This window comes from Virgibacillus pantothenticus (assembly GCF_018075365.1).
In the GTDB taxonomy this organism is placed as follows: Bacteria; Bacillota; Bacilli; order Bacillales; family Amphibacillaceae; genus Virgibacillus; species Virgibacillus pantothenticus.
Map to the genome: position 1 here is coordinate 2,944,893 of NZ_CP073011.1, position 22,218 is coordinate 2,967,110.

The 22,218-nt window shown below is 36.4% G+C and carries 19 protein-coding genes; 2 read left to right on the plus strand and 17 right to left on the minus strand.

Features of this window, described 5'->3' with window-relative positions:
* Positions 1-85 precede the first annotated feature (85 nt).
* Complete coding sequence (locus tag KBP50_RS13690) at positions 86-307, minus strand: hypothetical protein (RefSeq protein ID WP_050352047.1); 222 nt, start codon at positions 305-307, stop codon at positions 86-88.
* 701 nt (positions 308-1,008) lie between these two features.
* On the opposite strand from KBP50_RS13690, the gene KBP50_RS22670 reads away from it, so the two are divergent.
* On the plus strand, positions 1,009-1,236 hold the full coding sequence (locus tag KBP50_RS22670; RefSeq protein WP_050352046.1) for a PTS transporter subunit EIIC: 228 nt from the start codon (positions 1,009-1,011) through the stop codon (positions 1,234-1,236).
* Positions 1,215-1,892 (plus strand): PTS transporter subunit EIIC, encoded by a 678-nt coding sequence (locus KBP50_RS13700; protein WP_236691445.1) that lies wholly within the window; start codon positions 1,215-1,217, stop codon positions 1,890-1,892. Before KBP50_RS22670 ends, KBP50_RS13700 begins: the two co-directional genes overlap by 22 nt.
* A 611-nt stretch (positions 1,893-2,503) precedes the next feature.
* On the opposite strand, the gene KBP50_RS13705 is transcribed toward KBP50_RS13700, so the two are convergent.
* The 16 genes from KBP50_RS13705 to KBP50_RS13780 form a co-directional block, all read right to left on the minus strand.
* The gene (locus KBP50_RS13705) at positions 2,504-3,364 is read right to left on the minus strand and encodes an ROK family protein (protein WP_050352044.1); all 861 of its coding nucleotides are present in this window, start codon (positions 3,362-3,364) and stop codon (positions 2,504-2,506) included.
* Between the two features lie 32 nt (positions 3,365-3,396).
* Positions 3,397-4,854 (minus strand): glycoside hydrolase family 32 protein, encoded by a 1,458-nt coding sequence (locus KBP50_RS13710; protein ID WP_050352043.1) that lies wholly within the window; start codon positions 4,852-4,854, stop codon positions 3,397-3,399.
* Positions 4,855-5,358: 504 nt separating this feature from the next.
* Positions 5,359-6,756, minus strand: a complete 1,398-nt coding sequence (locus tag KBP50_RS13715) for a sucrose-specific PTS transporter subunit IIBC (protein ID WP_050352042.1) — start codon at positions 6,754-6,756, stop codon at positions 5,359-5,361.
* Between the two features lie 302 nt (positions 6,757-7,058).
* Positions 7,059-8,042 (minus strand): LacI family DNA-binding transcriptional regulator, encoded by a 984-nt coding sequence (locus KBP50_RS13720; protein ID WP_050352041.1) that lies wholly within the window; start codon positions 8,040-8,042, stop codon positions 7,059-7,061.
* Positions 8,043-8,874: 832 nt separating this feature from the next.
* Entirely contained in the window at positions 8,875-9,315 is a 441-nt protein-coding gene (locus KBP50_RS13725) for an OsmC family protein (RefSeq protein ID WP_050352040.1), read from the minus strand.
* A 67-nt stretch (positions 9,316-9,382) separates the two neighbouring features.
* The gene (locus KBP50_RS13730; protein ID WP_050352039.1) at positions 9,383-10,150 is read right to left on the minus strand and encodes a MerR family transcriptional regulator; all 768 of its coding nucleotides are present in this window, start codon (positions 10,148-10,150) and stop codon (positions 9,383-9,385) included.
* Between the two features lie 199 nt (positions 10,151-10,349).
* A complete protein-coding gene (locus tag KBP50_RS13735) occupies positions 10,350-11,219 on the minus strand; it encodes a GNAT family N-acetyltransferase (RefSeq protein WP_082240937.1) in 870 nt (289 codons plus the stop codon).
* A gap of 814 nt (positions 11,220-12,033) precedes the next feature.
* The gene (locus tag KBP50_RS13740) at positions 12,034-13,521 is read right to left on the minus strand and encodes a tripartite tricarboxylate transporter permease (RefSeq protein ID WP_050352038.1); all 1,488 of its coding nucleotides are present in this window, start codon (positions 13,519-13,521) and stop codon (positions 12,034-12,036) included.
* An 18-nt stretch (positions 13,522-13,539) separates the two neighbouring features.
* Positions 13,540-14,004 carry a tripartite tricarboxylate transporter TctB family protein gene (locus KBP50_RS13745; protein WP_309245851.1) on the minus strand — a complete coding sequence of 155 codons (465 nt, stop codon included), beginning with the start codon at positions 14,002-14,004 and terminating at the stop codon, positions 13,540-13,542.
* 54 nt (positions 14,005-14,058) lie between these two features.
* Positions 14,059-15,060 (minus strand): tripartite tricarboxylate transporter substrate binding protein, encoded by a 1,002-nt coding sequence (locus tag KBP50_RS13750; RefSeq protein WP_050352036.1) that lies wholly within the window; start codon positions 15,058-15,060, stop codon positions 14,059-14,061.
* 654 nt (positions 15,061-15,714) lie between these two features.
* Positions 15,715-16,395: a response regulator gene (locus tag KBP50_RS13755; RefSeq protein ID WP_050352035.1), complete on the minus strand. Its 681-nt coding sequence runs from the start codon at positions 16,393-16,395 to the stop codon at positions 15,715-15,717.
* Positions 16,392-17,972, minus strand: a complete 1,581-nt coding sequence (locus KBP50_RS13760) for a sensor histidine kinase (RefSeq protein WP_050352034.1) — start codon at positions 17,970-17,972, stop codon at positions 16,392-16,394. Before KBP50_RS13760 ends, KBP50_RS13755 begins: the two co-directional genes overlap by 4 nt.
* Positions 17,973-18,657: 685 nt before the next feature.
* A complete protein-coding gene (locus KBP50_RS13765; RefSeq protein ID WP_050352033.1) occupies positions 18,658-19,098 on the minus strand; it encodes a BglG family transcription antiterminator in 441 nt (146 codons plus the stop codon).
* A gap of 613 nt (positions 19,099-19,711) precedes the next feature.
* Positions 19,712-20,623, minus strand: coding sequence for an aminopeptidase (locus KBP50_RS13770; RefSeq protein WP_050352032.1), 912 nt, complete (start codon positions 20,621-20,623; stop codon positions 19,712-19,714).
* A 2-nt stretch (positions 20,624-20,625) separates the two neighbouring features.
* A complete protein-coding gene (locus tag KBP50_RS13775; protein WP_050352031.1) occupies positions 20,626-21,486 on the minus strand; it encodes a DMT family transporter in 861 nt (286 codons plus the stop codon).
* A 58-nt stretch (positions 21,487-21,544) separates the two neighbouring features.
* Entirely contained in the window at positions 21,545-22,216 is a 672-nt protein-coding gene (locus KBP50_RS13780; protein ID WP_050352030.1) for an AroM family protein, read from the minus strand.
* Between the last annotated feature and the right edge of the window lie 2 nt (positions 22,217-22,218).

Below are 22,218 nucleotides of genomic sequence, written 5' to 3' on the forward strand. Positions count from 1 at the left end.
GATTGCTTCATCGCTTAACAAAGTGATGAAACCAAAGGCTAGGTGTACGAAAAGCACTTTTAACTGACTATTGAAGTAGGCTCTTTTAATATCTTTGATTTGTCAAATTAAGCGAGACAACATGATGTTTTGTCACATAATAATCCATTGCTTGCTGAAGCCATTCCTCTTGTGTAAAAGGTGAAGTAGTCATGTTTTTCACAGCTTCCACATCCATGTTATCTAAATCTACCTTCCTGATCGCTGCTATTTGTTCCTCCCCTACATATAGCGTCTGATTTAAATCACTATCAAATTTGGGAATCATTCATTAACTTCTTCATTTCTCTTAAGCTATACCCTGAAAATTTGAAGACCACAATCTTCTGTAGCTTTCGTATATCATCCTCCGTCTACAAACGATGTCCAGAACTCGAACGTTTACTTGCTTTCTGATAGAAGGATTTGTTTTTCTCAACTCTCCAATGGAATAATTATCCACTTAATTGCCTCCCACTACCTTTTATAACTGTTATATTTTTATCCTACATCCTCACCTAACTGGAGATGCAAGAGATTTATTAAAATTTTATTTAACGAAGACATTGAATGAATATTTACTCATCAATGCGTACTGGGCGTTCCACTCTCCACTCTGTATTTGGTAGTATCTCTTTTGAGTATGACCCTACTTTCACGGAACAAACGGGGCTTAGTTCTTTTACTTCCTACTTTGGGATTGTCGTGTGGAGCTATTCAACTTCTTACCATATTCATAACTATTCTCCTACGTCCTTTTACAGGTACTATAGCATATCCATAATACTCCTCATTATGTTCGTATCATTTGCTATTTTTGTACAGGAAAGAAACTAAAAGACATATCTTTAACTCCCCCGTGAAAAGTCACAAGATTTGTGTTAAATACCAAAAATTAAAACCATGTACCCGTTTTCACAGAAATACTGACAAGCTTATTTAAATTGTGTTATACCTAGATTAAATCACATGCAAGAATGGAGGATTGACATGATAGAAAAGTTACAGAGGTTTGGCGGAGCAATGATGGTTCCAGTGATGTTAATGCCTTTCGCGGGGATTATGATAGGTTTATCTACCATTTTCATTAATCCTGATGTCATTGGTTCAATCGCTAATGAGAACACGATATGGTATAAATTTTGGTCCATGATGTATCAAGGCGGATATGCGATTTTTAATCAATTACCATTATTATTTGCTGTTTCTCTCCTTTAGGACTAGCGAAAACCGCTGCAGGAAGAGCTGCAGTAGAGTCCTTTGTCATCTATATTATATTTAATTATTTTATAGAAACCATCTTATCTTTCTGGGGAAGTTCATTTGGGGTTGATTTTTCTAGTGAAGTTGGAGGGACAAGCGGTCTAACTATGATTGCAGGTATTAAAACACTTGATATGAGTGTAATAGGTGCTATTCTTATAGCTGCTATTGTAGCGTGGATTCATAATAAGTGTTATGAATCCAAATTACCTGAAGTGCTTAGTGTATTTCAAGGTTCAGCACTTGTGGTTATTATTGGCTTTATATGTATGATACCATTAGCATTCTTTGTTTCATGGTTTTGGCGGATGGTTCACCAAGGAATTGTGGATTTACAAGGTCTCTTAACAAAATCTGGGAATTTTGGTGTTTGGTTATTTATTTTATGCAAAGAGTTACTATCCTTACAGGACTTCATCATTTTCTCTGGACTTTATGTTGTAAGCTCCCCAATATCGCTTCATAACGATATCGTCCACAATTCATTTAGTAACTTTTTTGTAGCAATTGAATATATATTTCTCACCTACTTGGAAATGTACAATCCAGATTATTTTTTCTCAGTAAAATTACAAAAAAAAATAGCTCCCAAAACCGTTAATGCATGTTAATCTATTGATACTTGTTGATGAACAAAGGTGCAGGTCGCCCGTTTAGCAACGTAGCAACTGGAACGAATCAACGAAAGATAAAGTGAACCTTCCATCAGCGGGTTTTTTTCATCCCGCTGATGGTTAGTACCACAAGGGTATGACCTAAAGGCCTTTGAACGAATCGGGGATTTAAGTGCTGTTACCTTCCACTTCAACTTGTTCCGCTCGCATCTTCTATTCTTAAAGTGGGAGTTTACAGCACCTTATATCCGGGATAAAGGAACCATGCCACTAAAACTGGAGTATGCCGACGCCTCGGCGGCAAGCCTGTTTTTATTCGACCTTCCCCTTAGCGACGAACCGATGGTGACTTATCGGAGGGCGATTCGTGAAGTTGCCTAGTTGCTGGGAAGCTTGCGTCGACGTGGCTATTCCATTATTCCATCCCAAAGCTACAAATTTTATACTTTGTATGAAAACCACCTTCAAGTGCTTTTCATCATAAATGGTGACTCGAAATTCGAGCCATGGTGGATTCTTTTTTTATAAAAAGCGGCTTAGTATATCAAACAAGCTAGCAGCCAAAAAGCCTTCTTCATATATTACGGTAAATAATTATACTATCTAATCTATACAAGATCCTTTATCGCTAAAGCAATTGCTCCTTTTACTCCTTGCTCATCTTCCAGCTTAGGAGCAACGATCAACTCATCTACATGCTCTACTTCCAAATAACCATTTAATAATTCCATAAACTGTTTCTGAACCATGGTATATAGCTTAGCCTGCTTCATAACTCCACCACCAACTATCATTTTCTCTGGTGACAGGATGACATAATAATTCATTAGTGCTTGAGCTAAATAATACGCTTCGATCTCCCATACATGATCTATATTTTCAAGCAAATGTGCTTTCACGCCATACCGCTTTTCCATTGCTGTTCCAGAAGCAAGCCCTTCTAAACATGACCCATGACTGGGACAGCTCCCTATAAAGGAATCGTTAGGATGGGGTTTTATTAAAATATGTCCCATTTCTGGATGGTTCTTTCCTTGAAATACTTCTCCGTCTATGACAAACCCGGCACCAATGCCAGTACCTACTGTCATATATAAACAGCTATCCACCTGTTCCCCAGCTCCAAAGTGATACTCACCAAGACAAGCTGCATTCACATCGGTGCCCAAGTAAACGGGAATTTCATAATCGGTTTTAAGTCTTTCAAGTAGTGGATAGTAGCGCCATTTTATTTTAGGTGTATTTAAAATCGTACCATATGTCGTGCTTTTTCTATCTAAGTTAACCGGACCAAAAGTTCCTACACCAAGTGCTTCTATTTTAAAGGAAGAAAAAAACTTTTTCGCCATAACAAGTGTATCCTCCGGTGAAGTAGTTGGAAAGCTCGTCTTTTCAATAATTCTTCCATTCTCATCTCCAACAGCACAAACGAATTTCGTCCCCCCAGCTTCGATCGCTCCAATTAACATAACATTTACATCTCCCTTTTTATATGTTCTTTTTAATATTCAGTCACCCTTCTCACATTCCATTTCTTCACATTCACTTTAATTTTTCCATTAGCTTGTAATCGAATCTTGTTAGTTTCTTGTTCCTCAAATATTCGCGAAGTAAATACTTCTTCTCCTTGATTCAGAAAAATTTCCATCGATGATGTATCCTTTAAAATAAGGATATCGTGAAGAAAATCAACGGTACAATGCCTACTTTCCACCGAATGTGGCTTTGTGAAACTCCTTCTTTTAAACGTAAACAGATTAATCGCTTGATTATATATTAAATGCGATTCACCAATTTGCATTTCTAAATAGTTAGCTCCAATACTTTCTACAGATAAATACATAGCAAACGCTGTTTCATTTATATTTGGTAATGGAAATGGTAATTCATCATCTAAATGAATTTCTCCAAAATCAACTTCATTTTCAAGCAGTTGTTTGAACTCTTCTACTGGGTACTGTAACAATTTCCCATTTTTCCATTCCAATTGGCGTGGAACAGTCAGAGCGTGAACCCACTTATATTTCGCAGTAGGATGCTTGGTGGGGCCTTCTTCTGCATTTCCCATCCACCCAAATAGCAACCTTCTTCCCTTCGGATCTTGCATAGTCTGAGGGGCATAAAAGTCAAAACCCCTATCCAATTCTATAAACTTTTCATGATGAAAAGACATAGACTGGTTATCAAACTCTCCAGCAAAATACCCAGATTGAAAAATATTTTGGTAGGAAATGCCTTGAGCAGGAATTCCTTGTGGACAAACGAGTAAAATATCTTTATCTCTTAACCGAAACATATCTGGACACTCCCACATATAACCAAAATTCTCTAATCCCTTGTAACCACTTCCGATTAAATTCCCTTTAAATGTCCAAGTTGTTAGATCTTTAGACTGGTATACTACTGTTTCTCCTTTTTTGGCTTCTGTTTGGGCTCCAAGCACCATCCACCAACTATCCCCTCTATAAAATACTTTTGGATCACGAAAATGAGCGGTATACCCGTCTGGAACATATATGATCGGTCCTTTTTTTTCAAAATGAATTCCATCTTCTGATATCGCCAAACATTGATAAGATTGTCGATTATCTTCATCATCTTTTACATTTCCGGTGTAAAATACATATAATTGCTCTTGATAAACGACAGCACTTCCTGAATAACAGCCGTTTTTGTCATACCATTTGTCAGGTAATAAGGCAACAGGCGCTTCTCGCCAGTGAATTAAGTCTTCAGAAATATAATGTCCCCAGCACTTCATACCATGTTCGACAGCGAAAGGATTCCATTGATAAAAAATATGGTATACCCCTTTAAAAAAGACAAAACCATTCGGATCATTCAACAACCCAACGGGAGGCATTATATGGTAATGCAAGCGATGAGGGTCACTTGCTACTAACCCTTGATCTTTCTCTACACATTTGTATACCATATCTTTTGTTATCCTATTTTTCATATCTTTAACTCCTAAACTTAAATAATCATTCTATCCCAGCTTCATTTATCTCTATCCCTTTTGGAATACTCGCTTAAACAAATCAGCAATTCTAGAAAACAAAGGCGCAGAGCGCCCGGTTAGCAACGTAGCGACTGGATCGAATCAACTAAAGTTTTAAGAATCATGCTCCTGCAACAGGAGTATGCCGACTTCGGGCGGCAAGCCCGTTTTTAGTCGGCCTTCCTCTTAACCACGAACCGATGATGACTTATCGTAGGGCGATTCGTGAAGTCGCTACGTTGCTGGGCTCATGCGCCGGACGTGGCTTATTTAGTTTATTTCGTTATCCCAAAGCGACAAAATTTATACTTTCTTATCATCCAAGAAAAGACATTCGTCCTTCCCTTTTTAGGCTGAAGCGAGTTTAATAGCACCTAATATACGAGATACACGATGTGTCACATGAAACATTAGCCTAGCTTTATATAAGCTTGTGTGTGCATTAATCCTATCGTAGTCTTTTTATCCATTTTCTTTTAATTGCTTATCCGAAAACCCGAATAGCCATGTAAGCACAAAAGCTACCCCAATTGCTACAAGGTTAACAAAAAGGTAGGAAATGACTTGTCCGTTTAAATATAGCAACGTACCTGGAATTACCGTAACAGCCATCCCTGTCCCTTTTAAATCTAATAACGCAGCAACAAATCCGCCAGCACCTCCACCAATTAATCCCATAATAAATGGTTTTACATAGCGTAAATTAATTCCAAATATAGCTGGTTCTGTAATTCCTAAAAAAGCTGATAATGTGGAAGGGTAAGCTAATGCTTTTAATTTTTTAGATTTTGTTTTTAATCCAACTGCAAGCGCTGCCCCACCTTGAGCCGCAACAGAAGAAGTGACAATAGCGTTAAACGGATTACTACCAGTACTTTCAAGTAACTTAATTTCTAATAGGTTAAAAATATGATGGACACCAGTTATAACGATAATTTGATTAAAGAAACCAATGAAGAGCCCTGCTAACCCAAATGGAAAGCTCAAAATATATAGTGTTCCATCTAAAATATAGCCTTCGATGAGATGAAAAATAGGGCCAATCATAAATAAAGATGCAACAATCATAATTAACAAAGTTAAAAAAGGCGTAAGAATTAAATCAAGAGCCTCAGGTACTCGCTTGCGAATCATACGTTCTAATTTAGCACCAATAATTCCAGCAATAAAGGCAGGAAGTACTGACCCTTGGTAACCTACAACCGGGATAAATCCAAAAAACATTAACGGATCTTCACCTGTTGCAACTCCCCACGCATTTGGCAAAGATGGACTAACTAACATTAGACCGAGAACTATACCAATAATTGGTGTGCCACCGAATACACGAAATGTAGACCATGCAACTAATGCTGGTAAAAATATAAATGCTGTATCTGTTAAAATTTCAGTAAATAAAAGGAAGTTTTCCGATATATCAACTGGTGATAAGCCGAAAATTGCCAATATCTCCTCCTGCATGACTAATCCACGTACACCCATAAACAAACCAGTAGCTACAAGCACTGGAATAATCGGAACGAAGACATCTCCGAACGTACGAATAGCACGTTGAAATTTACTACCTTTTTTTGCTGCCTCTTTGGCTTGTTCTTGTTTAGAGGTACTGTTTATATCAAACTTCTCTACTTCCTCATAAATCTGATTAACGGTACCAGTTCCAAAAATCACTTGAAATTGTCCTGCATGAAAGAAAGCTCCTTTTACTTTTTCAATCTTTTCCACACGTTCTTGATTAATCTTTTTTTCGTCTATAATGATTAATCGCAATCTCGTAGCACAATGGGCTACAGAAGAAATGTTATCTTTTCCCCCAACAGCTTCTAACAATTCTTGGGCAATCTGTTTATTAACCGACATTTTTCTAATCCTCCTCTATGGGATCGATTCCATATTAGCGATAAAAAAACGAGACGTTATATTTTATTATACACAGCATTATTAAAAAACATAATACTAACTTCCATAAATCATGTGGTTGTTATTATAAGGAAACAAAGCTTGCCATTTTTTCATAGAAGTTAGATTTTTAAAATTGGCTAAAATCTACAGCAATAGTTCTGTTAGACTGTAAAAATAATACGTCTTGTATTTTCCTTAGCAACTCTGTGGAATCGATACCACATTAAGTTAAAATATATGTGAAATCGATTTCACATATATCATACACTATCTCGTATAATAAGTCTATAGTCTAACACTAATTTTTTTTGAAATTCCTGACCTTGAATATGAGCTAACAATTGTTTTGCTGCTTCTTCACCTGCTGTTTCATTTTTATAATCGACTGTCGTTAAAGGCGGATCCACATACTGTGACAGCTCGGAAGCACCAATTCCTACGAGTGCCATATCTTGAGGGATTTCAAACCCTTGCTCCTTCAAATAACTCATTGCACCGATAGCTAGCCTGTCCGTAACCGCAAAGACAGCTGTTGGTTGCTGGATTGAACGATTGAGAATGTTCTTCATTGCCTCGTGACCAGAATAAATATCAAATACACATTTTTCTACCCATGCTTCTTCAACCGCTAAATGATGAGCTTCCATTTCGTCAAAGAATCCTTTTTTACGCATATAACCAACAGCACGATCTGTTTCGTCCACGCCAATAAAGCCAATGCGTCTATGCCCTTTTTGAATTAAAAATGCTGTTATTTCCCTAGCTACATGGTAGTCATCATATGTCACGCACATAACCTTTTCTGTTTCCTGACCTATCATAACAAGGGGAAGTGGGATGCTTTTAATTTTTTCCATGATTTCCGGTTCTGTATTAGTAGCAATTAAAACAATTCCATCTACTTGCCTAACGAGTAAATCCAAGTATTCCAATTCTTTTTCCTTATCATGATCCGTATTCGCAAGTAAAATTTGATATCCATGTTTAGACAGCTCCCTGCCCAGTCCTGTTACAACTCTGCTCGGAGTTTCTGTCTGTATCGTCGGTAGAATAACTCCAATTACTTTTGTTTGCTTTGTTCGCAATGATTTGGCATATCCGCTAGGAACGTATCCTGTTTGTTCAATTACTTCCTCTACTCGTTTTCTCGCTTCCTCACTTACGTAACCAGAATTATTTAATACTCGAGAAACAGTCGATCTTGAGACGTTTGCCATTGCAGCAATATCTTTAATCGTTACCAAACTTCTATTCCCCCTTCACCCTATTTCGCAATCTTGTACAAGGTAGTTTTTCTTAATACTATAAACAATAGCTTTCTACTTTTGTATAAAAAACGCTATTTACCCATTATATGACTTATTTATTTTTGACAGTATTTCAAGAATCTGAGCACTATAAAGTAACATTTTTCACCATAAATAGTGATTTGCGCTCTTGGTAAGCCAAGGCGGTTTATTATAAAAAACGTATAAACTGGTTATAGTGTTCATAAGTTTAGACACTTTTTCTACAATCAACTTCGCTTTAACCACGTTAAAATTGATTGTTTATATAATTGATCTTACACGAAAAAAGATAATTGGTAAAACAAATATGGATTCATATAACTTGCTTTTGATTACTTATACGTCAACTGCATCTCCCCTCACCTAGAAATTTCCTCATCCCTATGGATAATGAGAGAGGTGCTTCGTAATTCTTAGATGAACCACTCTAGCCCCCTTTTCTAGCTTGAATATCGGGACACTTGCTCAGCCATAAAAGATAAAACTAAAAGTGGATGGATTCTGGAATTAGCCCACACATTTGTAATTTGAAAAAGTATATAACCAAAAGATGGTGTACGATTTTGGAAGAGAAAAGCACTGTTACTGACTATTGAAGTGGAAGCTTTTGATATCTTATTTCGAGTTAACATTTATGCCGTAACAAAGTTTCGTACTAACATATGTATCCATTGAAATTGTTTTTCCTTGGTCATCATTCTTTTGTATTCCTACTTGAACTTATTTCCCATGCATAAAAAGTGTCATTTCCATTGCAAATTTGCAAACAGAAATGACCCACATACCCCTATCTTATATAAGCCTTTAGCTTAATCTCCACATTTCCTTGTATAGCCCTTGAGATCATACAGCTTTTCTCCGCTTTTTCAACAAGCTTTTTAAGTTGACTTTTTTGTTCTTCTGTTGCTTCCTCCTTTAAAGTAACCTGTGGCCGATGAATAATTTTTTTGTACGTAAATACACCGCCTGTAACATCGACAATTCCTTCTGAGTCTAAGCACATATTTTCTAAAGGAAGCTTGGCACGCTCAATCATAGCGGCAAGTGTAATAATGTAACAGGTTGCTGCTGCACCTAACAACATCTCATCTGGATTCGTTCCAATACCAGGACCATCCATTTCTGGTGGTATGGATATTTTAGTTTTTAAATTTCCTGCTTCTATATAACCACTACTATTTCTTCCACCAGGCCAAGACGCCTTTAAATGAAAATGATGCTCTGCCATTTCTATCACCTCAGATAGAAGAATAACAGAAATAACCAAAAATGAAGAGTAAAAAGATTCAAAGAAGCTATCGTCTACTGTCGAAATGATGCTTTGTCATATAATAGCCTATTGCTTGCTGAAGCCATTCCTCTTCATCTCGTGTAAAAGGTGAAGTGGTCATATTTTTCACAGCTTCCACATCCATGTTATCCAAATCTATTTCACTTATCGCTGCTATTTTTCCCTCCCCCACATAAGCTAAATTCGTTTCCATATTCTTCGCGACCATTGCTTGCACTTCTGAGTCATCAACTGGGCGATTTTTTAATCGTTTTACTTTCTTTGATAGCTCAATAAATTCCTTATCAAAGGCAAGCATTTCTGCTTCTGGCTTATCAAATAAATGCTCAATTGCTTCTTTAGGAGCAAACTGTTCCAACCAAAGTTGTTGTTCTTTTTCAGTTTGGATACTATGAATCAAGCTCATTAACACTTCACTGTCCACCTCTCCAACTTCCTCTAACAATTTCACTGTCCGGTTAATTGCTTTTAATGCGGTGGATATTTGGGCTTTTTTCTCTTCTAACGCCTTTTTCTGATAATATAGCGTCCGATTTAAATTAAAATCAAATGTAGACTCATTCATTAACTCCTTAATTTCTCTTAAGCTATACCCTAAAAACTTGAACACGACAATCTTCTGAAGCTTTCGTATATCATCCTCTGTGTACAAACGATGTCCAGAATTTGAGCATTTATCTGCTTTAAGCAAACCAATCTCATCATAATAATGTAAAGTTCGAATAGAAGTATTTGTCTTTTTTGCTAACTCTCCAATGGAATAATTCTCCACTTAACCGCCTCCTACTATTTTAATATAGCTGTTATATCTTTCATCTTACCTCCTCACGTAACTGGAGATGCAAGAGAAACTAAGAATTATTCTGGATAGACAATAAAATGAACCTTAACCAGTGGAGACCCTGAAGTGGGAATCTTACCGCACCATATATACGGGATAAACTAACATAACTGTTCGCTGCATAATAAAATCATCCGAAAATCTGTGCAGCTATTCCAAATAATGTTTTATTAGGTGATGGTAATTCCTTTGCATTTTTAATCATTATAGGAGGTTGACTTACTTTTACGAAACCGCATTTTTCTAAATGCGACATAAAAGTCTCATTCCCTGATGGAATATCGATTCTTAATTTACCCTGATGATTGTTAGCCAATTTATCAATTAATAATGATGCTATATGATGATTAGGGGCTATAATAGGTCCTAGAATTAAATTAATAGGACCTAAAATAGACAGACCAAACCCTATGATCGTTCCATCAGAATCTTTAACGACAATAGAATCTTTTGCTTGCTTAATACGATGGATAAGAAAAGTCTTTCTTTCCTCGCCAAATGCGTCCTTGTCTAACCTTACAACTTGAGGTAAATCCACTTTACGCATAGAATTGATTTCTATGTCTAATTGATTATTTGGTTTTATCGAAAGATAGTTATTACAAAGATATTTGTGGACATAGTCTATCGGATAAAATCCCATCCTTTTATACATTAGCTTTCCTTCATCTGTAGCAATTAACATAATCGCGTTATCAGCTGAAACAGAATCTATACATTTTTGTGTTACTTTTCTGCCAAGTCCTTTTCCTCTGTATTCTGGATGGACAATGACCATACCAATAGATGCTAAAGATTGCCCATACGGAATAATTGCCGCACTCGATACAATTTCCCCCTCCTTATTCTTGTGTCCGTAAACTCTGCCAGATGAAATCACTGTTTGAATTTCATATTTATCATAATCCCATTCAACTGCAGCTGAAAGTGTAATTAAACCAGGTATATCCTCTTCTTCAAGTGTTACTAAATTAGTTGCCATTCTTTCGGACACATTCATCTGTTATCCTCCCCATGTTCAATATTGCGCTTTATTTTCTTCACTATCCTGTTTTCACTAACCTGCTCTTGTCTATTTTATGATCATTGATTATTTTTGAAAATAGCACATCAAACATCTTTTTTACTGTTGCTTGAAGAACAATAATTCCTTCCATCTTTAATCTGCGCTTCGATTAAATCCGTTGACTTACAATAATCGCTTTAGTTAGTATTGGAGCCGTCAAGACTAATATACCCACCATAAATTTTTCAATTTTAGCTTCTATATATGTTTTGTTAATCGTACTTAAAGAATCATTTTCAACAAGGTTATCTGCCTTTTCTTATAGCTTACTAATGTTTTGAAAACATTCAAGTAATTATTATCCATATTTTTAATATTTTCTTAGATTATTCTTTTATCGACACCAACTATTATCTAACTTTACTAATCATAGAAACAATAACCACAAAATAAAGAGCCGAGGACATAAATCCAATCCCCGCTTCTGTCAACAATGGACTTTTAAAAAAAACTCCAGCATGAGTACAATGATCTATAAGGAACTACTTCCCAATGGAAAAAGATTGGCAACCGCACCAATATAGATATAGCTAATAGGGTTAATTTGCCCATTGCTGGGAATCCAGCCTAGTAAGTGGAGAAGGAAAAAGAAATCCTATTGATAGTAAGAGTACCAATAGGAATAGCTTTAGTTTTTTAACGTTTAAAAAATGCTGCTCTAAAACATTTCCTTTCACTTCTAGGCCACCTTTCTATTGATATCCAAATAGATGAGGTTGCTTATTACATCATATCCTTAGGTCAGTTGCTACACCTTCTGGATCTTTCTAGTTTTAATAAAAGGAAAAGCAAAGGAAAGAAAGGATAGGATAAATAGACCGATAGCAATTGGACTTTCTACCAAAATCATAAAATCTCCATTTGAAATTGTTAACGCTTGTCTTAACGATTGTTCCATCATTCCACCTAAAATAAAAGCTAAGATAAATGGGGGAGCAGGAAAAGCAAACAAGCGAAATAAGTAACCGACAAGACCAAAAGCAAGCAATAAATATAAATCAAAAATATTAAAACTGATGGAATACACACCAATCATACAAAACATAATAATTAATGAAATTAATAACGGACGGGGGATTTTTAATATTTTCGCTATGTATGGAATTAATGGTAAATTTAAAACAAGTAGAAAGACATTCCCAACATACATACTTGCTACTACTCCCCAGAACACTTCAGGATGATCTTGAAACAGTAACGGACCAGGATTTATACCTAAAACAAGTAACGCTCCAAGCATGATAGCCGTTGTTCCTGATCCTGGAATCCCTAAACTAAGCAATGGAACAAATGCCCCACTTGTTGCTGCATTATTTGACGTTTCAGGTGCAGTAAGCCCTTTAACCGAGCCTTTCCCAAACTCCTCTGGTTTTTTTGAAAACCGTTTTTCTGTCATATAGCTAATAAATGAGGCTATCGTTGCACCAGCCCCCGGAAGCACCCCAAGAATAAAACCTAGCGGTGAATGCCGTAATAAAGGTCCTGTCATTTCTTTGAAATCCTGTTTTGTCAGCTTTAAACTTCCAATATTTTGTGTTTTGTCAACACCAATATTATTTCGGTTTTTTATTAAAAATGCCACTTCTGCTAAAGCAAATAACCCTAGAGCAACTACAAGAAAATCAACACCTTCTAATAAATTTGAATTACCAAATGTAAACCGTGGTGTTCCTGTTTGTGCATCTATCCCAATAGTAACAGCCATAAAACCTAATACCCCAGAAATCAATGCCTTAATAGCAGAACCGTCCGATAAACTAGATATAGCTACTAGTCCCATGAACATTAAAGCAAAATATTCAACAGGTCCAAACGAAACAGCAACCTGTGCCAATGTCGGAGCAAATAACATTAACAATATAATACTAACCGTTCCACCTGTAAAAGATGCTATCGCAGCAATAGCAAGCGCCTTCCCAGCTTTCCCCTGTTGAGCCATCGGGTATCCATCAAAGGACGTAGCAACTGTACCTGAAACTCCAGGAGCATTTAATAATATAGAAGAAGTTGAACCACCAAAAACCGCTCCATAATAAACGCCAGCCATTAATACCATAGCAATGGTTGGATCCATTCCGTAAACCATTGGGATCATAATTGCAATGGCTGTAATCGGACCTAGACCTGGCAACATACCAATTAATGTACCTATCGTAACCCCGATAAAGACAAAAAATATTCCCTCCAAGCTAAAAGCAACTTGAAAACCTTGCCATAATCCTTCTAATGTATTCATTCTGTGCCCCCTCCCTCACTAAAAAGGTAAAATTCCACTAGGTAAATTAATTTGTAGTAAATAGTTAAAAATATAAAAGAGCGTAACGGGAAATAGAAGAGAGACAATCGCATTTACTTTAAAGTTTTTATATCCAAGCATCCAAGAACAGCTAAAAATAAATAACATCGACACGATAACAAATCCGATTATCTCAAGTAGAGAAATATAAAGAATAATTAAAGCCGTTACGAATAACAGAATCCGTAAGTCTTGTCTTGATATATTGCTTTTCTTTTCTTCCTGTTCTTTTGGATTTGAGTTAAAAAATAGAATAATGGATAGAGCAATTAATAGAAATCCTAACACTTTTGGCACAAAATCAGAGTCTACAGGCACAAAGGGATACGGTGGTAATTGATAGCTTAAAATTAAATAGCCAATTGCTAATAAAATGAAGATGATACTTATTTTTCTTTCTGCCGATTTCAACACCCTATTCACCACACTTTCTTTTTTTATGAGCCAATGCAGAATCCTAACATTGGCTCTGTTAAACTATTGCGCCAAACCTAGCTCTTCCATTAACCCTGTTAATTCTTCTGTTTGCTCTTTTAAGAACTTTTTATACTCTTCATGCCCCATAAACATCTCTGTCCATCCATACTGACTGCGTATTTTCGCAAATGCCTCCGAATCACTTAGCTCTTTAAACTTTTCCTCATAGTATTGAATAGCACTTTCATCCATATTCGGTGGTCCAAAAAATCCTCGCCAATTAACGAACGTTGCATCAATTCCTTGTTCCAGTGCAGTTGGAAAGGTAGACAAAACATCCCCTTCTAATCGTTCAGGAGCAGTGATGCCTAGCACTTTAATTTTTCCAGCTTTCACCTGTTCTACTGTTTCTGCTACTTCAGTAGAGTAAACATCGACACTACCATTTAAGAGATCCGTTAATGGAGCACCTTCCTGATTAGATACATATTTAATTTTCGTTACATCAACTCCGGCTTCCTTTGCAATTTTCACAAATTGCATATGATCCATGCTTCCTGGCGCCGAGGCACCTACAACGGAGATACTTTCCGGATCTTTCTTCATATCTTCAAATAGTTCATTCAAATTGTTCCACTTCGCATCCGCCCTAACAGCAAATGCAGCATAGTCAGCAATTAAGTTAGCTAGCGGGGTGAAATCTTCATGGGTTAATTCTGTTTGACCATTCAGCGGTACAAAGATAAGTGGTGGCGAGGAAACAAATATATGATGGTTGTTCCCTTCAAGGTTATGAATATAAGTCCAAGCAATGGAACCCCCTCCACCTTCTTTATTCATAACGCCGATATCTTCGTCAATAATCCCCTCTTCACTAAATACTTTAGCTACAGTTCTAGCAGTAGTGTCCCACCCTCCTCCTGCTCCTGCAGGGGCAACCATTTCAATTGCTTTCTCTGGTTCCCAATTTTCTTCTTCACTCTTTGATTTCGACTCCTGCTTACAAGCTGATAGAATACTTATAACAAAAATTAAAAGTAATAGAGCAAAAACCTTTTTCATCAAACTCCTCCTCGTATAGTATATTTTTGCGTTCCTTTTTCTGGTGTATAGGAAACAATAAAATTAGGTGCTTGTAGATAACGAAATAACCGAATCGTCACGTCCGGCTCCATATCCCAGCAACGATGCGACTTTAGAAATGCGCCCTACGATAAATCATCATCAGTTCGTCCCTAAGAGGAAGGCCGACTAAAAACGAGCTTGTCGCCCAGACGTCCGCATACCCCTGTTTTAGTGGCATGATTCCTTTATCCCGTAAAAAGGCGTTGTAGACTCTACTTCAAGAATGGAAGCGGGGGTAAACAAGTCGAAGTGGGAGGTAACAGCACCTAAATCGATTCGTTCCATTCGCTACATTGCTAAACGGGCGCCCCCGAGCCTTTGTTCCCTAATGAAAACGGCATCTGCAAAGTACAGTAGTTACTTTCCACTGTAGAGCGCACTTTCCGTAAGTCTGCTTGAGCTTCCACACTCACAAAAAACGCTCTTTGCAAGGGTTAAATAGATCTTTATTTGTTCATCACTATAAGGTTTGGTCATTATCTTATAACAATATCCGGCTAGAGAAAACGTTTACAAATTAACGAACTTAAAAAATAATAACAAAATTTTGTTCATTTTGTTCATCGGTGAGAATTACTAGATTTGGTTGAGTTAAGAAATGATATATTTTCTTTCTGGTCTCCCTACTATTCCGTATTCGAGCTCTGCTTCTACTTCTCCCATAGAAATTAAGTATTCTAAATACCTTCTCGCCGTCGTTCTAGATGCCCCCATTCTCAGACTCATCTCCTCTGCAGTTATCCCTTGTCTTTCTTGTTTTATTATCGCTTTTACCTTTTCTAGCGTTAATGGGTCTACGCCTTTTGGTAAATCGGACCGCATTTTATTTGCGGAAGTTACTTTTTCTCCTCTAAATAATTGATCAACTTCCTCTTGACTAACAGAAGCATGAGATTGTAGCAAATTTCTTTTTTGCTTATATTTTTCAATAGTATGGAGAAACCGTTCCATTTTTAATGGCTTAATAATATAATCAAACACCCCATAGTCTAGTGAATTCCTAACCATATCAATATCTGTTGCCGCTGTGATCATAATAATATCTATATTAGAGGATATTTTTCTTATGTTTGGTAATAAATCTACACCAAGTATATCAGGCATATAAATATCTAAAAGCAATAAATGAACCTCTTGGTTTTTAATAAATTCGATTGTTTCTTTTCCATTTAGCGCTTTTCCCACTACTTCTACATCATCTAGTTGTGATAAAAACTGTTCATGAATATCAGCAACCCGAAAATCATCTTCAGCGATAATTATTTTGATCATTTACAATCCCCCTTTTTTGGTAGAAACACCGTAAGAATAGCTCCCTTTGTCCTGTCATTCTGTATTTCAATGCAACCCCCAAACCGATTAACCGTATCCTGAACTATTGCCAATCCATAGCCTCTTCTCTCGCCTAATTTCGTAGAAAAACCTTTGGTAAAGATTTTTTCTTCAACCATTATGCCACTTCCATTATCAGCAACTTCAAAAATAACATCGTTTCCTACATCAGTAGCGAAAAAAACAACTTTTTTTTCTTCATTTTCACTAACTGCCTCAAAGGCGTTATCCATAATATTACCTAAAATAGCTATTAAACTAGATAGATCCATATGTTTAGGTAAAGGCGAAAGCGAGCTGTTTTGATCAATGATAAATTGAATTTTTTTCTCAGAAGCCTTTGCAATTTTCCCAAGTAAAATGGCTTGTACATGGCTATCCTCTATTCGATCGAATAAAAGATGGTTTTGCTTCATGCATAATTTTAATTCAGCTTGAATCATGTCTACCGCCTCTGCAAATTTGCCAAGTTGCATAAGACCTGACAGTACATAAAGCTTATTAGCATATTCATGCGTTTGCGCTCTTAAATCTTCCAAATACTGCCTAACCTCTGAGATAGTTTCAACCATCTTTTTTACGTCTGTTTTATCTCGAAAACTTGCTACCACTCCAATCACCTTGCCGCTTTCTTTAACCACTTCTCTATTCATAATAACTAAACGGTTATGAAGATATATTTCTTCATTTTCACAAGGGTTTAAAAAATTCTTCAGTAAAGTATTTGGAAACACCTTTTCTATTGACTCATAAAGATAACTTTTATTACAGCCTAACATCTGAATAGCAGGTTGATTTATCATCGTAATGAGACCATTTTCATCAATTGCTATGATCCCTTCTTTTATAGAATGTAAAATAGCACTTCTTTGCCGATAAAGATTAGCAATTTCAAAAGGCTCCAGCCCTAAAGTATCTTTGCGAATATTATTGGTTAACATAATACCGCCAATAATTCCTATCAATAGAACAACTATAGAAACAGCACTAATAGATCGAATTTTTCGATAAATTTTCGCGTAAATATCTTCATATAAATAACCTACCAAAACAATGCCGATAATATTTCCATCAGCTCCAAATATCGGTGCATTACCTGTTAAAGCAGTCCCAAAAGAGCTGTCTGTCTTTGCATTATAATATTGTCCAAAAATAAGTGCTCGATAATTGCTTTCTCTCTGCTTCTTCCCGATCGATAATAAATCAGGATGTGCATATATAACACTATCCGCATTTTTAATAACAATATAATTCGCCTCCACTTGCATTTTTATACTATCTGCAATGGACTGCAATAATTGTATTTGATCTTTATTTTCAAATGCTGCTTTTACCGATGGCATAAAAGAGACCGTCTTAGCTACTTGCAATGCTAGATTTCCGATATCTTCTTCCGTCTGCTTTTTTTCAAACATAATATAGATACCTGACAGTAGAATAATAACAGCTAAAATTAATGAAATAAGTAACGTTAAAATTTTTGTCTTTAGTGAAACAGTTTTTAATTTACGTAACACCTATGCTCCTCCTAACGACTTTTTACATATTTTACTTTTAGATTCCTGCTTCACCCCTATATGAATGGGAGACGACTAAAAACGAAGTAAAAAGATATATGACGTAAAATATCGCGTATCATGCTTGCATTCCAATTTTTCTCCTTTCTTACTGAGTCGAAATGAAATTAAAACCCCATTCTAGTTATCCAAGGTACATGAACTGGAATGAGGATTAGCCTATTGCTAATTTTCAACTGCATATTACTAAATATTTTACCTAACTACAAAAATTTAGTCGACACCCTTTGCTTCCTTTGAGTTGTAAGATCACAAATCATTACATGTTACTATTGCGAAGGATAATATGACACCCGCTATGAATAAAGCTTTAAATGGCACCTCTCATGGCTAGCCACGAGGTTATTAGGAAGAGAACATATTTAGGAAAAGTGTATATGGCAACAGAACTTCTTATTAGTCAAGAGAATAATTTCCCAAAAGTGGAGCGTCTATACATACATTGCAATTATTATCAACAAATATATTCTCAAGTGATGTTTTACGGGAAAATGAAATTCCATGTTTTTTTACCATCAAGCATTGCAAAATCTTGAACCATTGCTAGTTCACCATAACGCCTGCTTAAATCTTGCAACAAATAATACAATAAGTTACGTAACTCCCATTCATCGCCAGTTAATTGCTATCCAACTGTTCGAGAATAAACAATTTGTAAGCGCAGCGGCTCTATTTTTTGTTGCGCTTTTTTCATATCGCTTAAAATAGTTACATTGCTGACCTTAAGTGCCTGAGTAAAATGCACTAATGACAAATCATGCTGTGATAGCAAGATAAGTAAAATTAATAATACTCTCTCATCTTCAGAAGGAATATAATTGTCAACTACACGTAATTGATCTTGATCGTATAATTCTCCTAAAACTGGATGGATAAGGAATTTACCATTTTTTAATCGTTGCAGAACAGGGTAATTATTCTCCTTTAGCCAATTATTTATTTTCTCTACACTATATTTAATTTGTCGCCTTGACAATCCAGTTTTAGTTTCTATATCTTTACTTGACAAATTAGGATGACTAATCAGTTCTTCTAGAATTTCTTTACTCCTTTTATCAAGATACATGTTTGCCTCCTCCTTGCTTTTATTTTACCACCTATAAACCCGTTATTAGTTACGCTTTCATATAAGAATCTAGCTCATAATTTGTCCCACTTTTAAATCTGATATTCATAATTCTGATTATTGGTTTTTATACAATAAAAGCATGATTAAATAGAGACGGATCATCACAGCCACATGAATTACAATTTAAAAAGGAGACAGTTTACAATACATGTAACAGACTGTCTCCTTTATTCATAACTAATTTGTTATTTTACGCTTGATAGCATTTATTTATTTTTTTCATAACACCAGTTAAATATCTTACGCTCTTTTTAGTATTCTTTCTTGCAGAATAAGAAAGTATAAACTTAGGTGCTTGGAGATAACGAAATAACTGAATAGCCACGTCCGGCTCCATATCCCAGCAACGATGCGACTTTAGAAATGCGCCCTACGATAAGTCATCATCGGTTCGTCGCAAAGAGGAAGGCCGACTAAAACCGGGCTTGCCGCTCAGGCGTCGGCATACCCCTGTTTTTAGTGGCATGATTCCTTTATCGTTAGTTGATTTGTTCCATTCGCTACGTTGCTAAACGGGCGCTTGCGCCTTTGTTCTGCTTTAACAAATTAACTACTCCCACTCTAATTTTGGATCTTTTGTAACACAGTCGATATGCACATCTGCATGAATCGTACCACCAAATGTATGATTAGAACCAAACGCAACATGTACGGTATGATATGCCTTTTCGTCTTCTAAAATATTTCCAGTCAATCTCGCTTTATAATTCGTACCAATCCCGAGTTCTGCAAGCATTCTTCCTTGTCCCTCACCGAGTAATGCAAGTAATTTCTTTCCTTTTTCTCCTGTGGCATGTATAAGTTTTCCTTGTTCAATCGTGATTGTGATTGCTTCATTTAATAAGCCTATTCCAGCTATTGAACCATTGATTTCAATTGAACCCTCTGCCATTCCTTCCATTGGAGCAATATAGGCTTCACCAGATGGAAGGTTTCCAGATGCACTTGTTTCTCTAAATACCCCAGTACTAGCTATCCCTCGCCTTCCTTTAATCGGAATTACTAACTTATTTGCCTCTCCCGTCAAAATCGTTACAGATTTGGCAGCTGTCAATTTTTCCGCCATCGCTATGGTTTCTTCTTCTACCCGGCTGTAATCGGCACTCATCGCACCTTGCAAGAACATATCCTCTGTAATACCAGGCATTGTAATAACACTAACTCCTTTAGCATTCGCTTCTTTTCTTGCCACCGTATGCGTTAAAGAATGCTTTGTAAGGCAAAATACAAGCCTGTAACGCAGCATAAGCTCAGCAGCTTCTTTTGGTGGCTCTTCTCCTGATTTTGAACGATCCTCCATCATATAGAAAGTAGATGTCCACCCATCTTTTTTTAATGCTTCATTAAATTTTTTGGCTAATTTTTCTGTCGTTCGATCTGTTAGAACGAGTATTTTTTCAGTTTTTTCAATCTGGATATTATTCTTCATTAGTCGATTTACGGTTTGCTGAAATGCTTCCATATTTATTTCCTCCTTCTCTCTCTAGAAAAGTATACACTAATTAAAACAAAAATTAATGCGAATACGGTTCCTGCTACTAGATTTTCATTTAATAATAAAACACCTAATAAAATGGTGGTAATCGGCATTAAATAAGTGATTAATAAAGCAAAGATAGGGCCAGCTTTCTGCACAAGATAAAAATACAGCAGATTGCCAATTCCTGAATTAAATACCCCTAACATCATCAATGCACCAACATTTTTAATGTCCATGAAAGCTTGGTAACTGGATGGCTCGATGAATATCATAAATAAGCCTGAATAGATACTTCCTGTAAGCAACGAAACAAACGAAATGGTATACACCGTTACATTCCTTAAATACTTAGATGTGAAAATTGCCGATAACGCATATAGACTAACTGCTAACAATAAAAGAACCGCACTGCTGAAGGTAAAGTTAATCTTGTTAGAGGTACCTAAAAAGAAGGCTACAAGTATCCCACTAAAGCCGATAAGCACACTAAATATTTCTTTTTTACGAAGCGGTATTTTTAAAATAAAGAAGCTGAAAATCACGCCCCAAATTGGACCAGTCGCATTAAGAACCGCACTTATTGTAGTATCAAGCCCTTTTTGACTAAAACTCATAAATACCCAAGGGATACCTGTACTTAATAAAGTAATCCCTATTAACGGGAGGACATTTTGAAAATCCTGTTTTTTTCTCTTCCATAAAAAGAAAGGGAGTAACGTCAGACCTCCCAACAGACAGCGATAAAATACGATAGAAACAGGATGAAAGTCTGGCAATACCATTTTTGTAAAATAGAAAGTAGAACCCCAAAGTAAGCTTAAAACAAATAAAGCAATGACAGGCATTTTTTATCCCCATTTCCTTGTTCTCCGGACGTAGAAAATAGACTCGGCATTCCCGAATCTATTTTTCTATGTATTCTAGAGCGATACGGGCAGTTAAAGTGCGCGGCAGGATAACCGGCAAACCGCTTCCAACTATCGCCATTTTTTTATGATGTTCATTATACCCCATACAATCGAGCACAATAAGATCTGCCCCATGCTGTTGCAAGCGTTCAGCAGCTCCTTTCACATCACTTTTTTCATAGGGAGAGGCAACTTCAGTTATTAGCGTTAAGTTACAAGTTGCCCATTTTTCAATTAAAGTCTCCCTCTGTTCTTCTAATGGAATAATTAACCCTAATATCCCAGTTGGTGAAATAGCTTGTACTGTATGAGTTAAAATCTGATCTGGATAAATAATCGGCTTGGTAGCATTTAAAGTCGGGAAATCACCTGTACAAAGCATCATAACTACTTCTACGTTCATTTCTAATTCCGTGAGTTCTCTTTGTAAAAGCGGAAGGAGCCTTTGTTTTCCTATCTTTACAGCTTCCCCATTCCTTAATCTTGATATATAAGTTTGCTCCGTTAAATCTGGCGATATTAACTGCATATCTTCCATTTTCAGCCTATCTAATGCTCCACGCTCAATTAGCTTGATTTCCTCACCGAGTATCTTTTCGAAAGATGGCGTTACGTCCGTTCTTGGGGACTGACCAATGGTTAACACACCAATTAACCCTTTACTCATTT